This window comes from Streptomyces sp. NPDC057002 (assembly GCF_042673825.1).
Classification (GTDB): Bacteria; Actinomycetota; Actinomycetes; order Streptomycetales; family Streptomycetaceae; genus Streptomyces.
Map to the genome: position 1 here is coordinate 1,596,296 of NZ_JBHURZ010000001.1, position 22,523 is coordinate 1,618,818.

Genomic DNA, 22,523 nt, shown 5'->3' on the forward strand with positions numbered 1-22,523 from the left:
GTGGACCTGCACTTCGGTGACAGCAAGCCGACGGACGAGGAGCGGGCGGCCGTCGACGCCCTGCTCGGCCCTCCGGAGTCCTCCTGGGAGGGCGCCGATCGCTCCGATGCCGATCTCAGATGGGCCCGGGGCGGGCGCGCGGCCCGGGACCGCCGCGACCTGCTGTTGCCGGGGCTGCACGCCGTCAACGACCGGATCGGCTGGATCAGCGACGGCGCCCTCGACTACCTGTGCCGGCGGCTGACGGTGCCGCCGGCGGAGGCGTACGGGGTCGCCACCTTCTATGCCATGTTCTCGGTCAAGCCCCGGCCGGCGACCGTGCTCCATGTGTGCACGGACCTGGCGTGCGCGGCGGCCGGGGCGCCGGAGCTGTGCGCCGGGATCGAGGCCCGGCTGGGCCTCGGCAGCGGTGTCACGGTGGAGCGCAGCCCCTGTCTGGGCCTGTGCGAACGGGCCCCGGCGGTGCTCGCGGTCAAGGCCGGGGATCCCGTGCGTACGGCGGTGTCGGCGCCGGCGACCGTCGAGCGGGCCGTCCTCGCCGCGAGTGCGCCCGACTCGGCGCCGGAGGAGCCGCCCGCGGCGCTGGCGGTGCCCCAGGCCGGGCAGGACGGTCTGATGCTGCTCCAGCGCGTCGGCGTGGTCGACCCGGCGTCCCTCGACGACTACCGCGCCCACGGCGGCTACACCGCCCTGCGCCGGGCCTTCGAGCTGGGCCCGGCCGGGGTGATCCGCGAGGTCACCGACTCGGGTCTGGTCGGGCGCGGCGGTGCCGCCTTCCCCACGGGCCGCAAGTGGCAGGCCACGGCGTCCCAGCCCGATCATCCGCACTACCTCGTCTGCAACGCCGACGAGTCCGAGCCGGGCACCTTCAAGGACCGGGTGCTCATGGAGGGCGACCCGTACGCGCTGGTCGAGGCGATGACGATCGCCGCGTACGCGACTGGCGCCCACCGGGGCTACCTCTATCTGCGCGGCGAGTACCCGCGCGCCCTGCACCGGCTGGAGCACGCGATCGCGCAGGCACGCGCTCGCGGACTGCTCGGCGACGACATCCTCGGCCAGGGCTACGCCTTCGACATCGAGATCCGGCGCGGCGCGGGCGCCTACATCTGCGGTGAGGAGACGGCCCTGTTCAACTCCATCGAGGGGTACCGGGGCGAGCCCCGCTCGAAGCCGCCGTTCCCGGTGGAGAAGGGCCTGTTCGGCAAGCCGACGGTCGAGAACAACGTCGAGACGCTGGTCAACGTCCTGCCGATCCTCACGATGGGCGCCCCGGCGTACGCGGCGATCGGCACGGAGAGGTCCACCGGTCCGAAGCTTTACTGCGTGTCGGGGAGTGTGGAGCGGCCCGGTGTCTACGAGCTGCCGTTCGGCGCGACGCTGGGCGATCTGCTCGCGCTCGCCGGGGTGCGTGAAGGACTGCGGGCTGTGCTGCTCGGCGGGGCGGCGGGCGGCTTCGTCCGGGCCGACGAGCTCGGCGTCCCGCTCACCTTCGAGGGGACGCGGGAGGCGGGCACGACGCTCGGCTCGGGGGTCGTGATGGCCTTCGACGACAGCGTGCCCCTGCCCCGGCTGCTGCTGCGCATCGCCGAGTTCTTCCGGGACGAGTCGTGCGGGCAGTGTGTGCCGTGCCGGGTCGGCACCGTACGGCAGGAGGAGGCGCTGCACCGGATCGTGGAGCGCACCGGCGCCGGCGCCGCCGGGGACATCGCCCTGCTGAGGGAGGTCGGCCGCGCGATGCGGGACGCCTCGATCTGCGGTCTCGGGCAGACCGCGTGGAACGCCGTGGAATCCGCCATCGACCGTCTGGGGGCGTACGAATGACCGTCACACCGCTGGGGATCCCGCGCCGTCTGCTGGAGTTCACGCTCGACGGGGAGCCGGTGCGGGCGCCGGAGGGCTCGACGATCCTCGACGCCTGCCGGGCCGCCGGGAAGGACGTCCCGACCCTGTGCGAGGGCGACACACTCCGGCCCAAGAACGCCTGCCGCGTCTGTGTCGTCGAGGTCGAGGGGGCCAGGACCCTCGTCCCGGCCTGCTCCCGCAAGGCCGAGCCCGGGATGGAGGTGCGCACGGACACCGAGCGGGCCCGGCACAGCCGGAAGATCGTCCTGGAACTGCTCGCGTCCTCCGTGGACCTGTCGACGACCCCGAAGGCCGCCGAGTGGCTCAAGGAGTACGAGGCGAAGCCCGACCGCTTCGGCCCGGACGCGGCCCGGATCGACGAGGAACCGAAGGTCGACAACGACCTCTATGTGCGTGACTACGACAAGTGCATCCTCTGCTACAAGTGCGTCGACGCCTGCGGCGACCAGTGGCAGAACACCTTCGCGATCTCGGTCGCCGGGCGCGGTTTCGACGCCCGGATCGCCGTGGAGCACGACGCTCCGCTGACCGACTCGGCGTGTGTGTACTGCGGGAACTGCATCGAGGTGTGCCCCACGGGCGCGCTGTCCTTCAAGTCGGAGTTCGACATGCGCGCGGCGGGTACGTGGGAGGAGTCGCGCCAGACGGAGACGACCACGGTCTGCGCGTACTGCGGAGTGGGCTGCAACCTGACGCTCCATGTGCAGGACAATGAGATCGTGAAAGTCACCTCGCCGCACGACAACCCGGTGACCCACGGCAATCTCTGCATCAAGGGCCGCTTCGGCTACCAGCACGTACAGAACCGGGGCTGATCAGGACATGGGACGTGTCACGGAACGACGCAAGGTGCTCCGCATCCGGGACGGGGTGGTCTCCAGCCGCCCGGACACGCTCGTCGCGGAGGAACCCCTGGAGATCCGGCTCAACGGCAAACCGCTGGCGATCACCATGCGCACCCCGGGCGACGACTTCGCCCTGGCCGCGGGATTCCTGGTGAGCGAGGGGGTGCTGGGCGGGCAGGACGACCTCCAGAACATCGTCTACTGCGCCGGGGCGACGGTCGACGGCTCGAACACGTACAACATCGTCGACGTGAAGACGGCCCCGGACGTGGTGATCCCCGACATCACGCTGGAGCGGAACGTCTACACCACCTCCTCCTGCGGCCTGTGCGGCAAGGCGTCGCTGGACGCGGTGCGCACCACGGCACGGTGGCCCATCGCCGACACTCCTCCGGTCCGGGTCACCCCGGAGCTGCTGGCGAGCCTGCCCGACCGGCTGCGCGCGGCGCAGCGGGTCTTCGACCGGACCGGGGGCCTGCACGCGGCGGCGCTGTTCTCCGAGGAGGGCGAGCTGCTGGACGTCCGGGAGGACGTGGGCCGGCACAACGCGGTCGACAAGCTGGTCGGCCGTGCCCTGCGGAACGGGGACCTGCCGCTGTCGCGGACGATCCTGCTCGTCTCGGGCCGGGCCTCCTTCGAGCTGGCGCAGAAGGCCGTGATGGCCGGGCTGCCGGTGCTGGCCGCGGTGTCGGCGCCGTCCTCGCTGGCGGTGGATCTGGCCGCAGAGACCGGCCTGACGCTGGTGGGCTTTCTGCGGGGCGGTTCCATGAACGTGTACGCGGGTGAGGACCGGATCGCTCTGCGGGCGGCGGCCGCCCAGGGCTGAACAGGTTCCTCCGCGACACGGCGGCGGGGCCCCGACCGGCGGGGAGCGCCCCCTGCGCCGCAGGGGCCCCGTCTCACATCTGTCCGGCCGCCTCAGTCAGCCGTGCCGGATATCCGTCGCAGCATCCCGGTGAACTGCTCGCGTTCGGCTGCCGACAGCGGGGCGAGCAGCTCGTCGTTGGCGGCCCGGGCCGCCTTCTCGCAGCGCTTGAGCAGCCGGGCTCCCCGCGTGGTCAGGGACACCGCGTTCTTGCGGCGGTCCTTCGGATCGGGCTCGCGGACCACCAGGCCGGCCGACTGGAGGTCGTCGAGGATGCCGACCAGGTCCTTGGGGTCGAGCCGGATCCCGCGGCCGAGGTCGGCCTGGGCGACAGGGCCGAGGTCACGGACGGCGGAGAGCACCACGTGGTGCCACATCCTCATCTCCTCCTCGGCCAGCGCCTCGGCCACCAGGGTCCGGCCGCGGGCGGCGGCGCGGCCGAGCAGCCAGCTGGGCAGGGAGCGGATCGCGGGCAGAGGGGCTTTCGACATGGCCGCAGCCTAGCCAAGAAATCGTTGGTCCTTCCTATGATCGTCCTATACCGTTGGGCTCCCCAATGACTTCGTTGGGAGTACCAACGAGTACCGGAGGTGCGATGCGTCGCGTCCGCTACGAATCCCGAGGTGGCCCCCTGTTCGTGGAGGAGGCTCCGGTCCCCGGGCCCGGCCCCGGAGAACTGCTCGTGCGCGCGGAGGCGATCGGCGTCACGCTCCCGGTCGTACGCAAGGTCACCGAGGCGGCCGAGCCGGGCCCGCTCGGCGGCGAGATCGCCGGGGAGGTCACGGCCGTCGGCGAGGGCGTCACGCGCTTCGGCACCGGCGACCGGGTGACAGGGCTCTGCTTCGGCCACGGCTATGCCGACTTCGCCCTCCTGCACGAGGCCATGGCCTCCCCGGTGCCGGCCGGTGCCCGCGCCGTCGACGCGGTCGCCCTGGTCCGCAGCGGCCTGGTCGCCCTCGGCGCCCTGGCGGCGGCCCGGCCCGAGCCCGGCGAGGCGGCCCTGGTCACGGCGGCGGCGAGCGGCGTCGGCCATCTGGCCGTCCAGCTGGCCAGGACGCGGGGCGCGGGCCGGGTCGTGGGGGCCGTTTCCGACCCGGCGAAGGCCGGGTTCGTCCGCGGTCTGGGCGCCGATCACGTCGTCACATACGGCGACGACAGCTGGGGCGCTCCCGTCGACTACGCCCTGGACGCGGTCGGCGGCGAGCTGCTCACCCGGGCCCTCGCCGCGCTCGCCCCGGAGGGACGGCTGGTGGCGTACAGCTCGGGCGGCGGCACCGTCCAGGCCTACGACCTGCTGGTGGGCGCCAAGTCGGTGATCGGGTTCCAGATGGCGCGTATCGCTCGCGGGAGACCGGAGTTGTACGAGCAGTGGCGCGAGGAGCTGTGGCGGCTGTTCGCGGCGGGAGAGATCGCGCCCGTCGTCCACGGGGAGTTCGCCTTGGCGGACGCCGCGAAGGCCCACGGGGAGATCGAGGCGCGGGCCAACCACGGAAAGGTCGTCCTGATCCCCTGACGCACGCTTCTTGTGGGGGGTCTGTGAGTCCAAGTACCGTCTGTGGCCCCACACATGGGACGTGGGATGTCCGGTTGTCCGCACCTCTGCCGCCCGGATGTCCGTTCCCATGCCTCGGTGGTCCAGCCGACAGACGCATGAAGGGCAGGTCGCACCATGCCGTCAAGTCTTCGCGCACGTCTGAGATCCACCCTGACAGCCGCTCTCGCCGCCGCCGCGCTGCTCGCGCCGGCCCTCCCCGCCCAGGCCCGGCCGGCCACGGCCTTACCGGAGTTCGAACAGCAGGTCCTCTTCAAGGCCTCCCAGGACCCCGGCTACGCCTGCTTCCGCATCCCGGCGATCGTGCGGACCACGTCCGGCACACTGCTCGCCTTCGCCGAGGGCCGCGTCCTCAACTGCGGTGACGCGGCCGACATCGACATCGTCCTCAAGCGCTCCACCGACGGCGGCCGCACCTGGGGGCCGCTCCAGGTCGTCACCGAGGGCGCCGGCGACACGCACGGCAATCCGGCGCCCCTCGTGGACCGCAGGACCGGCCGGATCCTGCTGGCCGAGACGTACAACACCGGCCGGACCGACGCCGGGAACTGCACCGTCCCCTGCGACCGCACCCCGCATCTCCAGCACAGCGACGACGACGGCAGGACCTGGTCCAAGCCGCGCGACCTGAGCGACCAGATCCTGCCCGCGCACTGGAACTCCTGGTACGCCACCGGCCCCGTGCACGGCATCCAGCTCACCCGCGGCAAGCACGCCGGGCGGCTCGTGTTCGGCGTCAACACCGAGACGTGGGACGGCAGCCGGGTCACCGCGAACCACGCCGCGCTCATCGTCAGCGACGACGGCGGCGACCACTGGCGGGTCGGCGCCACGGACTCCTGGCCCATAGCGCAGGACGGCACGTTCCGACAGAAGCCCTCCGAGGTGACGCTCACCGAACGCACCGACGGCGTCGTCCTCGTCAGCGGCCGGGAACAGGACGGCACCGATCTGGGCCACCGCGCCCAGACCCTCAGCCAGGACGGCGGCGACAGCTTCGCCACGCCCTTCCGCGATCTCCCGGACCTCTACACCCCACAGGTCCAGGGCGCGACCGTACGCCTGGGCGACCGGCTCCTGCTGTCCGCTCCGGCCGACCCCGACCGCCGCCGGACGATGATGGTCCGCTCCTCCTACGACGGCGGGCGCACCTGGGACACCGTGGACCGGGGCACGGTCGTCACCACCGACTGGTCCGGCTACTCCGACATGGCGGCCGTCGACGGCACGACGGTGGGCCTGCTGTACGAGGGCGGCGCGGTCGACGCCCGCGACGAGATCCGCTTCGCCCGCTTCACCGAGGACTGGCTGAAACCGCGCCGGGGCCCCGACCCGACCACCCGTGACGCCGCGTCGGCCGCGACGCCGGCGGCCGTGCTCGGCGGTGCGGGCCGGACCACCGGCGTGCGCGGCGGTGCGCTGTCCTTCGACGGCACCGACGACGCCGTACGGCTGCCGTACCGGTCCCGGCTCCCGCTCGGCGAAGGGGACTTCACCGCCTCGCTGTTCTTCCGCTACACGGCCACGACCGGCGAGCAGCCCTTCCTGTGGATGGGCGGCATCGGCAGCACGCAGCCACAGATCTGGCTGCGCGGGGAGCCGGCGAGCAATCGGGTCCGGGGGCTCATCACCACGCGGTCGGGCGCGAGCACCGTCAGGTCGGCCTCGGTGTGGACCGACGGCGCCCACAACGACGGACGCTGGCACCATCTGGCCCTGCGCCGGGGCGCCGGGAAGCTGACGCTCTTCCTCGACGGCGCGCCGCTCACCACCACGGACGTGGCGGGCTCGGTCAGCCGTAACTCCCCGTTCGGTGTGCACATCGGCCAGCGGATGGACAGCAGGGCGTTCCTCAGCGGGGCGATCGACGACGTCCACGTCTGGAACCGGGCGCTGTCCGACGAGGAGTTGGCGTCGGGCGCCGCGAAGGCGGCCGCCGGGGGCACCGTCCTGTGGCTGCCCATGGACCAGGTGAGCGGCAGCAACTAACGTCACGGAGCGTGCCCGACGACTCAAGAGCAGCACGAGCACGACAGCGCACCGGAACCGGGATCGGCCTGCTGCTGGCCCTGGTTCTCGGTGCCGCCCTGATCGTCGCCCTTCCGGAGGACGAGAGCCGGGACGACGACGGCGCCTGCCGGGCGCGGACGGTGGACTCGTGGCGGGCGGACGACGGCCTCACCGCCGAGTTCGCCCGCTACGGCGACGACGCGGGCCGCACCGACGACTGGACCGGCGGCGACGGCACCCACTCGCTGCGGCTGCCCGACGGCCGGGTGCTGTGGCTGTTCTCCGACACCTTCCTGGGCCGGGTGTACGGCCCGCCCAACCCGGCCGGCGAGTCCCACGCCTGGCGGGACACGGCCGCGCCGCTGGTGCGCAACTCGGCCGTGCTGATGCGGGAGGGCCGGCTGGAGACCACCCTCCCCGCCCCGCTCTTCGCCGACCCGGCGCCGAACCAGTGGCGCTGGCCGGTCGCCGCCCGCGTCGAACCCCGCTCCCCCGGCTCCTCCGAGCAGGTGGTCCGGGTGCTGCTGTGGGTGCGCACGGCCGGCCAGGCCCCATGGATCTACGGCGTGCCCACCGCGACCGAGGTCGCCACCCTGTCGCTGCCCGGTCTGCGCCTGGAGTCGATCACCAAGGTGCTCGACCAGCAGCTGGTCCCCGACCCGTCCCGGCGTGTGCTGTTCGGCACGACACTGGTCGAGGAGGACGGCTGGACGTACGTCTTCGGCGGCGACGACGGCCGGGCCGCCTCCCGCCCGGCCTCGCACGCCTACGTGGCACGCGTACGGGAGGGCGGGCTCGGGGATCCGGCGGCCTGGCGGTACTGGAACGGCTCGGCGTGGACGGCCGCCGCCCGCCCCCGGCCGGTGCTCGGGGACGGGCAGCGCAGGGGCGTCGGCAGCGCGTTCTCGGTCGTCCGGGACGCCGGCACGTACATGCTGTTCACGATGGCCACGGGCACCAAGGGCCTGACCACCGTGGCCTCGTACTGGGCGTGCTCCCCGGCCGGGCCGTGGCACGGGCCGGCGAAGGAGTTCAGTCCGTCGCTGCCGCAGGGCCAGGTGGCCGCCTACAACCCGCAGGTCCATCCGGTGCTGAGCGGCGACGGACGGCTCGTCCTGAGCTACGACGTCAACTGGCTGGAGACGACCGGTGCCGCGGCCCAGCTCAGCCGGAACGTGTCCCTGTACCGACCGCGGTTCGTGTCGCTGCGACTGGCTCCGGCGGAGTGACCTCCGCGCGGGGGTCGTGCGAGCGGCGCTTGGCGATCACCGCGCACACCATCAGCTGCATCTGATGGAAGAGCATCAGCGGCAGCACGGCCAGCGAGGCGTGCGCGCCGAACAGGACGCTCGCCATGGGCAGTCCGGAGGCCAGCGACTTCTTCGAGCCGGCGAACTGCAGGGTGATCCGGTCCTCCCTCTTGAAGCCCAGCGCCTTGCCGCCGTACCAGGTCAGCAGCAGCATCACGGCGAGGATCACGGCCTCGACGACGAGCAGCGCACCCAGCCGGGCGGGGCTGACCTGGTGCCAGATGCCCTGCACCATGCCCTGGCTGAACGCGGTGTAGACGACGAGCAGGATCGAGCCGCGGTCCACCAGACCGAGGATCTTCTTGTGGCGGGTGACGAAGCCGCCGATCCAGCGGCGCAGCAGCTGTCCGGCGAGGAACGGCACGAGCAGTTGCAGCACGATCTTCAGCAGCGAGTCGGCGGAGAACCCGCCGCCGCTGCCGCCGAGCAGCGAGGCCGCGAGCAGCGGGGTGGCGACGATGCCGATCAGTGAGGAGAAGGAGCCCGCGCAGATCGCGGCGGGCACGTTGCCGCGGGCCATCGAGGTGAAGGCGATCGACGACTGGACGGTCGACGGGACGAGCGTGAGGAAGAGCAGGCCCTGGTAGAGCGGGTCCGTGAGGATCACCGGCACCAGCCCGCGGGCCGCGAGGCCGAGCAGCGGGAAGGCGACGAAGGTGGCGGCCAGGACGGTGATGTGCAGCCGCCAGTGCCGCAGGCCGTCCAGTGCCTCACGGGTGGAGAGCCGGGCTCCGTAGAGGAAGAACAGGAAGGCGATCGCCGCCGTGGAGGCCCCGGACGCCACATCGGCGACCGACCCGCGGGCCGGGAACAGTGCGGCGACTCCCACGGTCGCCAGCAGGAGAAGGATGTACGGGTCGATCGGCATCCGGCGCGGCCGGCGCAGGCGTTTCACGGTGCTCCACTTGCTCGGTACTTGTCGCTCGGTACTTGTTGCTCGGTACGTACGGGCGGTGCGGGGCCGGGGAGGCCCCCTCCCATCCTGCTCCCCGGCCCGGCGATCGGGAATCCCGTACACCGCTCTGACTGTCATCGCGTTCCGCGATAACCTGAGGCTCATGTACGACCCCTCCCATCTGCGCACCTTCCTGTCGGTGGCGCAGACGCTGAGCTTCACTCAGGCCGCGCGGCGGCTCGGGCTGCGGCAGTCGACGGTCAGCCAGCACGTACGGCGGCTGGAGGACGCCACCGGGCGGACGCTGTTCACACGGGACACACACTCGGTGGAGCTGACGGAGGACGGCGAGGCCATGCTCGGTTTCGCGCGCCGGATCCTGGAGGTGCACGAGCAGGCGGCGGCGTTCTTCACGGGCACCCGGCTGCGCGGCCGGCTGCGCTTCGGCGCCTCCGAGGACTTCGTGCTGACCCGGCTGCCCGAGATCCTCGAGGGCTTCCGCCATGACCACCCGGAGGTCGACCTGGAGCTCACGGTCGAGCTGTCGGGCACGCTGCACGAGCAGCTGGCCGCCGGGAAGCTGGATCTGGTCCTGGCCAAGCGGCGCCCCGAGGACCCGCGGGGTGAGCTGGTCCGGCACGACAGGCTGGTGTGGATCGGCGCGGAACGTCTCCGGCTCGACCCGGACCGCCCGGTGCCGCTGATCGTCTACCCGCCGCCGGGCATCACCCGCGCGCTCGCCCTGGAGGCGCTGGAGCGGCAGGGCCGCGACTGGCGTGTGGTGTGCACGAGCGGGAGCCTCAACGGACTCGTCGCGGCGGCCCGGGCCGGTCTCGGTGTGATGGCCCACTCCCGCGGCCTCATCCCGCCGGGTCTGGTCCGGGTCCCGGACCGGGCGGGCCTGCCGGAACTGGGACAGGTCGATTTCGTGGTGGTCCACGGCCGGCGCCGCTCCTCCGCGCCGGGCGCGGCGGACGCTCTGGCGGCGGCGCTCCTGGCGGGCGGGGACCGGCTGCGCCGCAGCTCACGCAAGGATCTGTGACAACCGGAGTGACGGAATCCGCCGCCGCCGCGCTGACAGAAGAGACGCTCCTCAGAGTGCTCCGCATTGCGCCTGAAGTCGTACAGATTCGGTGGAGATTACGGCACCGAAACTTACTCAACCGTCAGTAATCTGTCCGACCCTTCCCCATGTGAGCGCTTTTTCCCTCGCTGACCAGCGCCGATGAGAGCGCTGCTCACCTTCGACCCCCCTCCCGCACCCTGGCCCCGTGGGGTAGCTTTCACGGCGCTGTGCGGAGCGTCACTCAACAGAAGCGCTGAGGAGCGGGGAGCGGGGTTTGCGCGAGTTCACCAACCCTCCGTTGGCGTTGGCACCTCCGGTGGGCGGTCTGGCCGACGTGGTCTTCGAGCATGCCCAGGAAGACCCGCTGTACATCGCCCTGGGCCGTAAGGACGACGCGGGGTACTGGCGGGATGTCACCGCCGCCGAGTTCCGTGACGAGGTGCTCGCCCTGGCCAAGGGCCTGCTGGCGAGCGGCATCCGGTTCGGCGACCGGGTCGCGATCATGTCCCGTACGCGCTACGAGTGGACGCTCTTCGACTACGCGCTGTGGACCATCGGCGCCCAGGTCGTGCCGATCTACCCGACGTCCTCGGCCGAGCAGTGCTTCTGGATGCTGTACGACGCCGAGGTGACGGCCGCGATCGTGGAGCACGAGGACCACGCGATGACGATCGCCACCGTCATCGACCGGCTGCCGCAGCTGCGCCGTCTGTGGCAGCTCGACTCCGGCGCCGTGCAGGAGCTGTACGACGCGGGCGCGCACCTCGACGACGAGGTGGTGCACCGCCACCGGCAGGCCGTCACGCCCGACTCGATCGCCACGATCATCTACACCTCGGGCACGACCGGACGCCCCAAGGGCTGTGTCATCACGCACGGCAACTTCGCGTACGAGGCGGACACCGTCATCGAGCGCTGGGAGCCGGTGTTCCACTCCAAGCGGGGGGACGAGGCCGCCACCCTGCTGTTCCTGCCGCTCGCGCACGTCTTCGGGCGAATGGTCCAGGTCGCGGCGATACGCGGTGGGGTGAAATTCGGCCATCAGCCGCAGCTGAACGCGGCGGCCCTGCTGCCCGATCTGGCCGCGTTCAAGCCGACGTTCTTCCTGGCCGTGCCGTACATCTTCGAGAAGGTGTTCAACGCGTCCCGCCGCAAGGCCGAGAAGGAGGGCCGCTCCGGCCCGTTCGAGAAGGCCGTGGACATCGCCATCAAGTACGCGGACGCCGTCGAGGCCAAGGCCTGGGGCATCGGGCCCGGCCCCTCGGCGGGGCTGCGCATGCAGCACCAGCTCTTCGACAAGCTCGTCTACTCCAAGATCCGCGCCGCGATGGGCGGCCGGATCCGGCACGCCATGTCGGGCGGCTCGGCGATGGACCGGCGGCTCGGTCTGTTCTGGGCCGGGGCGGGCGTGCACATCTACGAGGGCTACGGCCTGACCGAGTCCACGGCCGCCGCGACCGCCAACCCGCCCGGACGCACCCGGTTCGGCACGGTCGGCCAGCCCATCCCGGGCATGACCGTGCACCTCGCGGACGACGGCGAGATCTGGCTGCACGGCCAGAACGTCTTCCAGGGCTACCTCAACAACCCCAAGGCCACGGACGAGACCTTGCACGACGGCTGGCTGGCCACCGGCGACCTCGGCTCGCTCGACGAGGACGGCTACCTCACCATCACCGGCCGCAAGAAGGAGATCCTGGTCACCTCGGGTGGCAAGAGTGTTTCCCCCGGTGTGCTGGAGGAACGCGTCCGGGACCATCCGCTGGTCAACCAGTGCATCGTCGTCGGCAACGACCGTCCGTACATCGCCGCCCTCGTGACCCTCGACCCGGAGGCCGTGGAGCACTGGCTGGCGATGCGGGGCAAGCCGCAGCTGTCCGCGGCGGAGCTGGTACGCGACGCGGACCTGGAGACGGAGGTGCGGCGCGCGGTGGTCGCGGCCAACACCCTGGTCTCGCAGGCCGAGTCGATCCGCACCTTCCGCATCCTGGCCCAGCCGTTCACCGAGGAGCACGGGCTGCTGACCCCGTCCCTGAAGCTGAAGCGCAAGGCGATCGAGAAGGCGTACGAGAACGAGGTCGAGGCGCTCTACCGGGCATGAACCGCCTGTTAACGGATGGTGTGCCACCCGTCTGAATTCTCCCGTCAGGAATGCATCACGGCTCGTGATCGTTGACGATGGGAGTACACCCGTCACATACCTAAGGATCGAGAGCTCGTGAGCAAGGTCCCCCAGATCACCCTGAACAACGGCATCCAGATGCCCCAGCTGGGGTTCGGCGTCTGGCAGGTGCCGGACGACGAGGCCGAGTCGGCCGTCGCGACCGCGCTGGAGGCCGGGTACCGCAGCATCGACACAGCGGCGATCTACGGCAACGAGGAGGGCACCGGCAAGGCCATCGCCGCCGCCGGTCTCCCCCGCGAGGAGCTCTTCGTCACCACCAAGCTCTGGAACGCCGACCAGGGGTACGACTCCACGCTGCGCGCCTTCGACACGTCGCTGGAGAAGCTCGGCCTGGACTTCGTCGACCTGTACCTGATCCACTGGCCGCTGCCGGCCCGGGACACGTACGTCGACACGTACAAGGCGTTCGAGAAGCTGCACGCCGACGGCCGGATCCGTGCCATCGGCGTCTCCAACTTCCTGCCCGAGCACCTGGAGCGGCTGATCGGCGAGACGACGGTCGTCCCGGCGGTGAACCAGATCGAGCTGCACCCGCACCTGCAGCAGGGCGCCGCCCGTGAGTACCACGCGGAGCAGGGCATCGCCACGGAGGCCTGGTCGCCGCTCGGCCAGGGCAAGGGCCTGCTGGAGGTTCCGGCGGTCGTGGCCATCGCCCGGAAGCACAACCGCACGCCGGCCCAGGTCGTGCTCCGCTGGCACCTCCAGCTGGGCAATGTGGTGATCCCGAAGTCCGTGACGCCGTCGCGGATCAAGGAGAACATCGAGGTCTTCGACTTCGAGCTGGACACCGAGGACCTGGCGGCCATCAGCGCCCTCAACGAGGACCGTCGCATCGGCCCGGACCCGGCGACGTTCGACGGCGCCTGAGCCCTCTCTCTCGGCCCTACGACTGCCCGCAGCCTGTCACTCGGCTGCGGGCAGTCGTGCTTCTCGGAGACGGTGGGTGGGGTCCTGCTCAGACCGCCCGGACCGCCGTGTGCACCGTGTGCGCCTCCAGCACGAACATATCCGCCCGCCGGTACAGACCCGCCTCGTCGTCGGGATCGAGAAGCCGGTCGAGGGTGGCGAGATCGTCCGCGTCGAAGCCCTCCGGAATCCGCTCCCGCAGATGCGACAGGGAGCCGACGACATACTCACGGGCGCGGTCCGAGACGGGTGCTGGCAGATCCAGCAGGAAGGTGTGCGTCCTGCCCGGCTTCAGCCCCGCCGACGCCAGCAGGGCCGGCCAGTCCTCCGTCTCCGCGACATAACCCGGCAGCTCCGTCCGCATCCGCGTGAACCACTGCGCCTCCAGCCCGTCGAGCCGCGCCTGGAGCCCGGGCCGGCCGATACCGATGTCGCGCGGCAGATACCGGGCGGGCAGGCCCCCCTCCATGAGGGCAAGCGTGCCGCCGGGCGCCAGCCGGGCCGCGAACGCGGCGAGCGCGGCCCGCTGGTCGCCGAGGTGGTGCAGGCTGCGGCTCGCCCAGAGCAGGTCGGCCGGGTATTCCAACTGGTCCAGCACGTCGGGGAGTTCACCGGCGATCGTGCCGAAGCGGTCGGCGACGCCCAGCCGCTCGGCCCGTGCCCGGGCCCGTTCCAGCAGCGGCTCGGAGCCGTCCACCGCGACGATCCGCGCGCCCGGGAACGTCTCGGCGAACAGACACGACACGACGCCCGGCCCGCTGCCCGCGTCGACGATCAGGCCCGGCTCGGTCACCTCGTGCGCCAGCCAGCCCATGGCCCGCTCGTACAGGGAAGCGAACAACTCCGCCTGGGACTCCAGCCTCGGAGCCATCGCGGCCCAGTCGAGATGCGTGTGGTCGTGACCGCCGGGGCCGTGACGGTCGTGATCGTGGTCGTGGTCGTGGTCGTGCGCCATGGTGGTCAGCCTCTCCCTCGGATGCCGCCAGACTGCGCCGACGCACCGGGAAAAGGCCACCGCTGTTGCCGCTCCCGCAAAAATGATCCGCCGGGGCCGAAGCCCCGGCGGACCCGTGGGGACGGGGTGTCAGCCGCTCAGGACAGCGGCGGGTACGCGTTCTGCATCAGCTGCCGGAACTGGGCGGAGAACCAGTGCCCGGACAGCGGCGCGTCCGGCAGGGAACCGGACAGGTTGTTGCCGTTGCGCGGGTTGCCCGTGTAGGTCGGGTCGCACATCCGGTCGAAGCCCTTGCCCTCGTCGTTGGCGATCTCCTTGCTCGCCCCGTCGGACTCGCCCGGCGGCTTCATCCACACATAGGCGTCGATCCCCGCGGCCGGACTGGCCTTGGGCCGCTCGCCGAGGCCGGCTCCTGACTGGTTGCACCAGTTGCCGACGTGGATGCGGCGGTCGTAGCGGCCGCCGTCGACGTAGGTGTCGACGGAGGTCTGCGCACCGGGTCCGCTGGGCCGGGCCGAGCCGCCCCAGCCGTTGCGGGAGGTGTCGATCAGCATGCCGATCGAGGACGGGAAGCCCGCCGAGACCAGCTGGTTGCGGAAGCCCTGGGCGAAGCCCTGCTCGTCGACGTAGCGGTTCCAGTCGACCCACTTCGACTCGCGGACGGACTTGCCGGCCACGTTGTCGTTGATGGTGAAGTTGTTCTCCTTCAAGGCGCTGTAGTTCGCCGTGTTGGTGATGAAGCCGTGGACGTCGTTGACGGTCGCGCCCTCGGCGGACGCCGCCTCCTTGAACAGGGTCGCGGAGGCACCGAAGTTGTCGTCCCAGCCGATCCAGCCGTGGTGCCCGGCGTCGACGTAGTTGTAGACGTTCGGCACGTCGCCGAGCTTGTTCAGGGCGTAGCCGACGCCCTTGACGTAGTTGCCGTTGGCCTTCATCACATCGCACTGCGGGGTGGCCGTCGGGCGGCTGCCGGTGTTGGTGACGAGGTTCGGCAGCGAGTCGATCTCGACGGTGGTGACGATCCGCAGCGAGGCGTACTTCGAGTCGGCGAAGATCGCCTTGATCGGGTCGATGTACTGCGTCTTGTACCGGTCGATCTCCGTCGGGCCGAGCTCGCCGTTGGAGGCGAGGGCGGCGCAGTCACGGCCGGGGAGGTTGTAGATGACGAGCTGGACGACGAGCTCGCCGGAGCCCTTCTGGCGCAGCGCCTCGTCGAGGTGGGCGCGCAGGCCCATGTTGCCGCCCGCGCCGTTGATCGCGGCGATCCGGTCCAGCCAGACACCCGTCGGCTGGCTGGAGACGCGGCTGCCGCCCGGCTCGGCTGCGGCCTTCGCCGACCATTCCGGGTTCACGTACACCTTGGCGCCGGCATAGGGGTTGTCGACCCGGTTGGACGGGCCGCCGGGGCCCGGCGGGTCGGTCGGCCCCGGGTTGCCGCCGTCGTCGACGTTGCAGGTGACGCCGTCGAGGGTGAACGTGGCCGGGATCGCGTTGCTGCCGCTGTAGCTGCCCTGGAAGCCGAAGCTGACCGAGGCGCCGGTCGCGAGCTGGGCGTTGTAGCTCTCGTTGGCCGCGGTGACGGCGGCACCGCTCTGGCTCAGCTTGGCGTTCCAGCCGCTGGTGACCTGCTGGTTGCCGGCGTAGGACCACTTCAGCGACCACGACGACTTGGCGGCGCTGTTGTTGGTGACGGTCACGGCGGCGGTGAAGCCGGTGCTCCACTGGTTCTGGATCTTGTAGTCGACGGTGCAGGGGACGGCGGCGATGCCGGCGCCGTCCGGGTCGACGGCGAACGCCGTGCCGGTCGCGCCGGCGACCAGGGCCATGGCGGCCAGTAACGCAGTTCTCGTACGGCTCATGAGTGCGGGTTTCCCTTTCGCTGGTGAGGGTGTCAGCCGTTCAGGGCGCGCTCCGACAAGGACATGAGGAACCGAGGAACCCGGCATGGCACTCGCGCAGACGGGGACGACCGCGCTGAGGGCGGCTCAAAGTACTGAACGCGAGAGGTGTCGCATGAGCGACTCCTTGCAGGCCGGGCACGCCGTGACGGACGCGTCGACTGATGGAATCGCTCCCACTGGTGTCAAGGAAGGTAGCGCCAAGTGTCTGCAAAGAACAGGGGAGTCGCTGACTTTCGCTCAACATGCGGCGTCGAATCTTTTCGACTCTTCAAGGCCCTTGACCGATACCACACCCGTCCTCACGATGGGAGCGCTCCCACTGGTTCAAGCCTTGACTTCTCCGAGCCGCAAGGAGGAACCAGCACCATGCATCCCCCACCCCGGAGACGCGGAGCGGTGCGGCGCGTGTGGATCGCCGCCGTCGCAGCTCTCGCGCTTCCGTTGACGATGCTCTCCTCAGGGTCGACTCCCGCGCAGGCGGCCGCACTTCAGTGCAGTGTCGATTACAAGACGAACGACTGGGGCTCCGGCTTCACCGCGGATCTGACCCTCACCAACCGCGGCACGGACGCCATCGACGGCTGGACGCTGACCTACGCCTACTCCGGCAACCAGAAGCTGGGGAACGGCTGGAACGGCACCTGGTCGCAGTCCGGCCAGAACATCACCGTCAAGAACGCCCCCCACAACGCGCGGGTCGCCGCGGGCGCCGCCGTCTCCACCGGCGCCCAGTTCACCTACAGCGGCGGCAACGCCGCGCCTACGTCCTTCTCGGTCAACGGCACCGCCTGCACCGGCGCGCACCAGCCGCCGATCGCCGTGCTGACCAGCCCGTCCGCCGGTGCCGTCTACACCCAGGGCCAGGCGGTCCCGCTGGCGGCCACAGCGGCCGCGGCGGACAACGCCACGATCAGCAAGGTGGAGTTCTACGACGACACCACGCTGCTGGGCACGGACACGAGTGCGCCCTACTCACTCTCGGTCTCCGACTTGACCGTGGGCAGTCACTCGCTGGTGGCGAAGGCGTACGACAGCATGGGCGCCTCCGCGAACTCCACCCCGGTCGGCATCACGGTCTCCTCCGGCCCCACCGTCGTCGCCTCGCCGCTCCAACTGGGCGTCCAGTCCGGCAAGTCGGGCACCTACGAGGTCAAGCTGTCCAAGCAGCCGACGTCCAACGTGACGGTGGCATCGGCCCGTGCGAGCGGCAATTCGGGTCTGTCGGTCACGGGCGGTGCTTCGCTCACCTTCACCCCGCAGAACTGGAACACCGCGCAGAAGGTGACCGTCACCGCGGCCGACTCCGGCACCGGCTCGGCGGTCTTCGAGTCGACGGCCGCGGGGCATGCCAAGGCCGCGGTCACGGTGACCCAGCTGGCGGCGGCGAAGGTCTACGACGCCCGCTTCCTGGAGCTCTACGGGAAGATCACCAACCCGGCGAACGGCTACTTCTCCCCCGAGGGCATCCCCTACCACTCGGTCGAGACGCTGATCGTCGAGGCGCCGGACCACGGCCACGAGACCACCTCGGAGGCGTACAGCTACCTCCTGTGGCTCCAGGCCATGTACGGCAAGGTGACCGGCGACTGGGCCAAGTTCAACGGCGCGTGGGACCTCATGGAGAAGTACATGATCCCCACCCGCGCCGACCAGCCGACCAACTCCTTCTACAACGCGTCCAAGCCGGCGACCTACGCGCCCGAGCTGGACACCCCGAACGAGTACCCGGCCAAGCTCGACACCGGCGCCTCGGTCGGCCGGGACCCGATCGCGGCCGAGCTGAAGAGCGCCTACGGCACGGACGACGTCTACGGCATGCACTGGCTGCAGGACGTCGACAACGTCTACGGCTACGGCAACTCGCCCGGCAAGTGCGAGGCGGGCCCGTCGGACACCGGCCCGTCGTACATCAACACCTTCCAGCGCGGCTCGCAGGAGTCGGTGTGGGAGACGGTGCCGCAGCCGACCTGTGACGCCTTCAAGTACGGCGGCAAGAACGGCTATCTGGACCTGTTCACCGGTGACGCCTCCTACGCCAAGCAGTGGAAGTTCACCAACGCGCCGGACGCCGACGCCCGGGCCGTGCAGGCCGCCTACTGGGCGGACCTGTGGGCGAAGGAGCAGGGCAAGGGCGGGGACGTCTCCGCGACGGTCGGCAAGGCCGCCAAGATGGGCGACTATCTGCGCTACTCCATGTTCGACAAGTACTTCAAGAAGATCGGCAACTGTGTCGGGCCCTCGTCCTGCCCGGCGGGCACCGGCAAGGACGCCTCGCACTATCTGATGTCCTGGTACTACGCCTGGGGCGGCGCCACCGACACCTCGGCCGGCTGGGCCTGGCGCATCGGCTCCAGCCACGCCCACGGCGGCTACCAGAACCCCCTCGCGGCCTACGCGCTCGGCAACTACGCCCCGCTGAAGCCCAAGTCGGCCACGGGCGCGGCCGACTGGTCCAAGTCCATGGAGCGGCAGCTGGAGTTCTACCGCTGGCTGCAGTCGAGCGAGGGTGCGATCGCCGGCGGCGCGACCAACAGCTGGGCGGGCCGGTACGCGACCCCGCCCGCCGGGAAGTCGACGTTCTACGGCATGTACTACGACGAGAAGCCCGTGTACCACGACCCGCCGTCCAACCAGTGGTTCGGCTTCCAGGCGTGGTCCATGGAGCGGGTCGCCGAGCTGTACCAGCAGACGGGGAACGCGCAGGCCAAGACGGTCCTCGACAAGTGGGTCGACTGGGCGCTGTCCAAGACCACGTTCAACCCGGACGGCACGTTCCGGATCCCTTCGACGCTGCAGTGGTCGGGCCAGCCCGACACCTGGAACGCCTCCAGCCCGGGTTCCAACAGCGGATTGCGGGTCACCGTCGCCGACTACACGAACGATGTCGGTGTGGCGGCCTCGTACGCCAAGACCCTGACGTACTACGCCGACCGCTCGGGTGACACGGAGGCCGGCGCGGCGGCGAAGAAGCTGCTGGACGGGATGTGGGACAACCACCAGGACGCGCTCGGGATCGCCGTTCCGGAGAACCGGGCCGACTACAACCGGTTCGACGACGCGGTGTACATCCCCAGTGGGTGGACGGGCACGATGCCGAACGGTGACGCGATCAACTCGTCGTCGACGTTCGACTCGATCCGGTCCTTCTACGAGGACGATCCCGCGTGGTCGAAGATCGAGAGTTATCTGGCGGGCGGTGCGGTTCCGTCGTTCACGTATCACCGGTTCTGGGCTCAGGCGGATATCGCGCTTGCCATGGGCTCGTACGCGGAGCTTCTCGAATAGCCCCCGCCGGGCGCTCCGCGGGTGGTGCGGTGGTGATCTGCGTGCCGTAGGTGGCTGGTCGCGCAGTTCCCCGCGCCCCTGAAAGACAGGTGCGTCCGAAGCTCTGCGTTCGTGGTCTCGTCACCTGACGGCGAGGCCGAACGGCCGGGCGGTGCCCACCCGCACTGGGGACCGCCCGGCTCTCGCACGTTCCCTCACGGAAGGACCCCCACCGTGCGAAGAACCCGTATCCTCACCGCCGTGCTCGCGCTGGCGGCCGGGCTGCTGTCGGGTGCCCCCACCGCCCTGGCCGCCGATCCGCCGTCGACGAAGCTCGCCGCGGACACGTACACCTGGAAGAACGCCCGGATCGACGGGGGCGGATTCGTCCCCGGGATCGTCTTCAACCGCTCCGAGAAGAACCTCGCCTACGCCCGTACCGACATCGGCGGCGCGTACCGCTGGCAGGAGTCGTCGAAGAGCTGGACGCCGTTGCTGGACTCGGTCGGGTGGGACGACTGGGGGCACACGGGTGTCGTCAGCATCGCGTCCGACTCCGTCGATCCGAACCGGGTGTACGCGGCGGTCGGGACGTACACCAACAGCTGGGACCCGAAGAACGGCGCGGTCATGCGGTCATCGAACCGGGGCGCGAGCTGGCAGAAGACGAATCTGCCGTTCAAGCTGGGCGGCAACATGCCGGGGCGGGGCATGGGCGAGCGGCTGGCGATCGACCCGAACCGGAACAGCGTGCTGTACCTGGGCGCGCCCAGCGGCAAGGGGCTGTGGCGGTCGACGGACTCGGGCGTGACGTGGTCGCAGGTGACGAACTTCCCGAACGTCGGCAACTACGTGCAGGATCCGAGCGACACGTCCGGCTACGCGTCCGACAACCAGGGCATCGTCTGGGTCACCTTCGACGAGTCCACGGGCACCTCGGGCAGCGCCACGAAGACGCTGTACGTCGGGGTCGCCGACGCGGAGAACGCGGTGTACCGCTCGACGGACGCGGGCGCGACCTGGCAGCGGCTGGCCGGGCAGCCGACGGGCCAGCTGGCGCACAAGGGCGTCCTGGACGCGAAGAACGGCCACCTCTACGTCGCCTACAGCGACAAGGGCGGCCCGTACGACGGCGGCAAGGGCCGGCTGTGGCGGTACGCGACCGGGGCCGGTACCTGGACGAACATCAGCCCGGTGGCGGAGGCCGACACGTTCTACGGCTTCAGCGGGCTGACGGTGGACCGGCAGAAGCCGGGCACGGTCATGGCCACGGCGTACAGCGCCTGGTGGCCGGACACGCAGATCTTCCGCTCCACGGACAGCGGGGCGACCTGGACCAAGGCGTGGGACTACACGTCGTACCCGAATCGTGAGAACCGCTACACGATGGACGTCTCGTCCTCGCCGTGGCTGACGTGGGGTGCGAACCCGGCGCCTCCCGAACAGACCCCGAAGCTGGGCTGGATGACGGAGTCGATGGAGATCGACCCGTTCGACTCCGCTCGCATGATGTACGGGACGGGCGCGACGATCTACGGCACCGAGAACCTCACGAACTGGGACAGTGGCGGGAAGTTCACCGTCAAGCCGATGGTGCGGGGCCTGGAGGAGACGGCGGTCAACGACCTCGCCTCTCCCCCGTCCGGGGCCCCGCTGCTCAGCGCGCTCGGCGATGTCGGCGGCTTCCGCCACACGGACCTGACCAAGGTGCCGTCGATGATGTTCACGCAGCCGAACTTCACGACGACCACGAGCCTGGACTTCGCCGAGTCGAGTCCGAACACGGTCGTCCGGACCGGCAACCTCGACTCGGGCCCGCACATCGCGTTCTCGACGGACAACGGCGCCAACTGGTTCGCGGGCACCGACCCTTCGGGAGTCAGCGGCGGCGGCACGGTCGCGGCGGCGGCAGACGGGAGCCGGTTCGTGTGGAGCCCGCAGGGCGCCGGCGTGCACCACGCGACGGGCTTCGGCACGTCCTGGCAGGCCTCCGGCGGGATCCCCTCCGGGGCGCTCGTCGAGTCGGACCGGGTCGACCCCAAGACCTTCTACGGCTTCAAGTCCGGGAAGTTCTACGTGAGTACGGACGGGGGTGCGACGTTCAAGGAGTCCCCGGCGAGTGGCCTGCCCAGCGGCGACAGTGTCCGCTTCAAGGCCCTGCCCGGCGGGAAGGGCGATGTGTGGCTGGCGGGCGGCGCGAGCGACGGTGCGTACGGTCTGTGGCACTCCACGGACGGCGGGGCGAGCTTCACCAAGCTCTCGAACGTCGAGCAGGCCGACACGATCGGCTTCGGCAAGGCGGCGCCCGGCGCGACCTACCAAACCCTCTACACGAGCGCGAAGATCGGCGGCGTACGCGGCATCTTCCGCTCCACGGACAAGGGGGCGAGCTGGACGCGCATCAACGACGACGCCCACCAGTGGGGTTGGACGGGCGCCGCCATCACCGGCGACCCGAGGGTCTACGGCCGTGTCTACGTCTCGACGAACGGCCGTGGCGTCGTCTACGGCGACAGCTCCGACGGCGGCTCCACGGACCCGGGGCCGGGCCCCGACCCGACACCGACGGGCGCCTGCAAGGTGACGTACAAGGTCACCAACCAGTGGTCGGACGGCTTCCAGGCGGACGTCCAGCTCACCAACACCGGGACCGGCACATGGAACGGCTGGTCGCTGAGTTGGCCCTTCACCGACGGGCAGAAGCTGACCCAGGCGTGGAACGCCGAGGCCGCGCAGTCGGGTTCGACGGTGACGGCGAAGAACGCCGGCTGGAACGCCAGCGTGGCCGCGGGCTCGTCGGTGAGCTTCGGCTTCACGGCGAACCGGTCGGGGGCGAACACGAAACCGACCGTGTTCAAGGTGGGTGACCAGACCTGCACGGTCGCCTGACGGGCCTGCTGTCG

General features: G+C 70.6%; 15 protein-coding genes. 11 read left to right on the plus strand and 4 right to left on the minus strand.

The genetic code is table 11. The annotated features are described in order from the left end of the window. Genes ACFT32_RS07155 through fdhD form a run of 3 tightly spaced genes read left to right on the plus strand, consistent with a single transcriptional unit; the run spans position 1 to position 3,537 of the window. Positions 1 to 1,824: an NAD(P)H-dependent oxidoreductase subunit E gene (locus ACFT32_RS07155; RefSeq protein ID WP_382486658.1), complete on the plus strand. Its 1,824-nt coding sequence runs from the start codon at positions 1 to 3 to the stop codon at positions 1,822 to 1,824. Next, a complete protein-coding gene (locus ACFT32_RS07160) occupies positions 1,821 to 2,681 on the plus strand; it encodes a 2Fe-2S iron-sulfur cluster-binding protein (RefSeq protein WP_382486660.1) in 861 nt (286 codons plus the stop codon). Before ACFT32_RS07155 ends, ACFT32_RS07160 begins: the two co-directional genes overlap by 4 nt. 7 nt (positions 2,682 to 2,688) lie before the next feature. Then, positions 2,689 to 3,537 carry a formate dehydrogenase accessory sulfurtransferase FdhD gene (fdhD, locus tag ACFT32_RS07165; protein ID WP_382486662.1) on the plus strand — a complete coding sequence of 283 codons (849 nt, stop codon included), beginning with the start codon at positions 2,689 to 2,691 and terminating at the stop codon, positions 3,535 to 3,537. A gap of 92 nt (positions 3,538 to 3,629) precedes the next feature. On the opposite strand, the gene ACFT32_RS07170 is transcribed toward fdhD, so the two are convergent. Next, on the minus strand, positions 3,630 to 4,067 hold the full coding sequence (locus ACFT32_RS07170) for a MarR family winged helix-turn-helix transcriptional regulator (protein ID WP_382486664.1): 438 nt from the start codon (positions 4,065 to 4,067) through the stop codon (positions 3,630 to 3,632). A 104-nt stretch (positions 4,068 to 4,171) separates the two neighbouring features. On the opposite strand from ACFT32_RS07170, the gene ACFT32_RS07175 reads away from it, so the two are divergent. The 3 genes from ACFT32_RS07175 (at position 4,172) to ACFT32_RS07185 (ending at position 8,367) form a co-directional block, all read left to right on the plus strand. Next, positions 4,172 to 5,089, plus strand: coding sequence for a zinc-binding alcohol dehydrogenase family protein (locus ACFT32_RS07175; RefSeq protein WP_382486666.1), 918 nt, complete (start codon positions 4,172 to 4,174; stop codon positions 5,087 to 5,089). A 156-nt stretch (positions 5,090 to 5,245) separates the two neighbouring features. Continuing rightward, a complete protein-coding gene (locus tag ACFT32_RS07180; protein ID WP_382486668.1) occupies positions 5,246 to 7,117 on the plus strand; it encodes an exo-alpha-sialidase in 1,872 nt (623 codons plus the stop codon). Between the two features lie 11 nt (positions 7,118 to 7,128). Continuing rightward, positions 7,129 to 8,367, plus strand: a complete 1,239-nt coding sequence (locus ACFT32_RS07185; RefSeq protein WP_382486670.1) for a DUF4185 domain-containing protein — start codon at positions 7,129 to 7,131, stop codon at positions 8,365 to 8,367. On the opposite strand, the gene ACFT32_RS07190 is transcribed toward ACFT32_RS07185, so the two are convergent. Further along, on the minus strand, positions 8,303 to 9,316 hold the full coding sequence (locus ACFT32_RS07190) for a bile acid:sodium symporter family protein (protein WP_382487081.1): 1,014 nt from the start codon (positions 9,314 to 9,316) through the stop codon (positions 8,303 to 8,305). The genes ACFT32_RS07185 and ACFT32_RS07190 overlap by 65 nt on opposite strands. A gap of 190 nt (positions 9,317 to 9,506) precedes the next feature. On the opposite strand from ACFT32_RS07190, the gene ACFT32_RS07195 reads away from it, so the two are divergent. The 3 genes from ACFT32_RS07195 (at position 9,507) to ACFT32_RS07205 (ending at position 13,461) form a co-directional block, all read left to right on the plus strand. Beyond that, on the plus strand, positions 9,507 to 10,385 hold the full coding sequence (locus ACFT32_RS07195; RefSeq protein ID WP_382486672.1) for a LysR substrate-binding domain-containing protein: 879 nt from the start codon (positions 9,507 to 9,509) through the stop codon (positions 10,383 to 10,385). Positions 10,386 to 10,683: 298 nt separating this feature from the next. After that, positions 10,684 to 12,510 carry an AMP-dependent synthetase/ligase gene (locus ACFT32_RS07200; RefSeq protein ID WP_382486674.1) on the plus strand — a complete coding sequence of 609 codons (1,827 nt, stop codon included), beginning with the start codon at positions 10,684 to 10,686 and terminating at the stop codon, positions 12,508 to 12,510. 159 nt (positions 12,511 to 12,669) lie between these two features. Beyond that, positions 12,670 to 13,461, plus strand: coding sequence for an aldo/keto reductase (locus tag ACFT32_RS07205; protein ID WP_382487084.1), 792 nt, complete (start codon positions 12,670 to 12,672; stop codon positions 13,459 to 13,461). An 88-nt stretch (positions 13,462 to 13,549) separates the two neighbouring features. Here ACFT32_RS07205 and ACFT32_RS07210 read toward each other — a convergent pair whose 3' ends face one another. Together ACFT32_RS07210 and ACFT32_RS07215 are read right to left on the minus strand one after the other, a co-directional pair. After that, the gene (locus ACFT32_RS07210) at positions 13,550 to 14,455 is read right to left on the minus strand and encodes a class I SAM-dependent methyltransferase (protein WP_382486676.1); all 906 of its coding nucleotides are present in this window, start codon (positions 14,453 to 14,455) and stop codon (positions 13,550 to 13,552) included. 137 nt (positions 14,456 to 14,592) lie between these two features. Further along, a complete protein-coding gene (locus tag ACFT32_RS07215) occupies positions 14,593 to 16,314 on the minus strand; it encodes a glycoside hydrolase family 6 protein (protein ID WP_382486678.1) in 1,722 nt (573 codons plus the stop codon). 408 nt (positions 16,315 to 16,722) lie between these two features. Between ACFT32_RS07215 and ACFT32_RS07220 the strand changes: the two genes are divergently transcribed. Together ACFT32_RS07220 and ACFT32_RS07225 are read left to right on the plus strand one after the other, a co-directional pair. After that, positions 16,723 to 19,641, plus strand: coding sequence for a glycoside hydrolase family 48 protein (locus ACFT32_RS07220; protein WP_382486679.1), 2,919 nt, complete (start codon positions 16,723 to 16,725; stop codon positions 19,639 to 19,641). A gap of 213 nt (positions 19,642 to 19,854) precedes the next feature. Then, positions 19,855 to 22,509: a cellulose binding domain-containing protein gene (locus ACFT32_RS07225; RefSeq protein ID WP_382486681.1), complete on the plus strand. Its 2,655-nt coding sequence runs from the start codon at positions 19,855 to 19,857 to the stop codon at positions 22,507 to 22,509. Positions 22,510 to 22,523 lie beyond the last annotated feature (14 nt).

Excerpts from the sequence above, each read along its gene's own strand:
- ACFT32_RS07190 (WP_382487081.1), bottom strand. The coding sequence starts at position 9,316 with ATGCCGATCGACCCGTACATCCTTCTCCTGCTGGCGACCGTGGGAGTC.
- ACFT32_RS07160 (WP_382486660.1), top strand. The coding sequence starts at position 1,821 with ATGACCGTCACACCGCTGGGGATCCCGCGCCGTCTGCTGGAGTTCACG.
- ACFT32_RS07215 (WP_382486678.1), bottom strand. The coding sequence starts at position 16,314 with ATGAGCCGTACGAGAACTGCGTTACTGGCCGCCATGGCCCTGGTCGCC.
- fdhD (WP_382486662.1), top strand. The coding sequence starts at position 2,689 with ATGGGACGTGTCACGGAACGACGCAAGGTGCTCCGCATCCGGGACGGG.
- ACFT32_RS07205 (WP_382487084.1), top strand. The coding sequence starts at position 12,670 with ATGCCCCAGCTGGGGTTCGGCGTCTGGCAGGTGCCGGACGACGAGGCC.
- ACFT32_RS07175 (WP_382486666.1), top strand. The coding sequence starts at position 4,172 with ATGCGTCGCGTCCGCTACGAATCCCGAGGTGGCCCCCTGTTCGTGGAG.
- ACFT32_RS07220 (WP_382486679.1), top strand. The coding sequence starts at position 16,723 with ATGCATCCCCCACCCCGGAGACGCGGAGCGGTGCGGCGCGTGTGGATC.
- ACFT32_RS07210 (WP_382486676.1), bottom strand. The coding sequence starts at position 14,455 with ATGGCGCACGACCACGACCACGACCACGATCACGACCGTCACGGCCCC.
- ACFT32_RS07180 (WP_382486668.1), top strand. The coding sequence starts at position 5,246 with ATGCCGTCAAGTCTTCGCGCACGTCTGAGATCCACCCTGACAGCCGCT.
- ACFT32_RS07170 (WP_382486664.1), bottom strand. The coding sequence starts at position 4,067 with ATGTCGAAAGCCCCTCTGCCCGCGATCCGCTCCCTGCCCAGCTGGCTG.
- ACFT32_RS07195 (WP_382486672.1), top strand. The coding sequence starts at position 9,507 with ATGTACGACCCCTCCCATCTGCGCACCTTCCTGTCGGTGGCGCAGACG.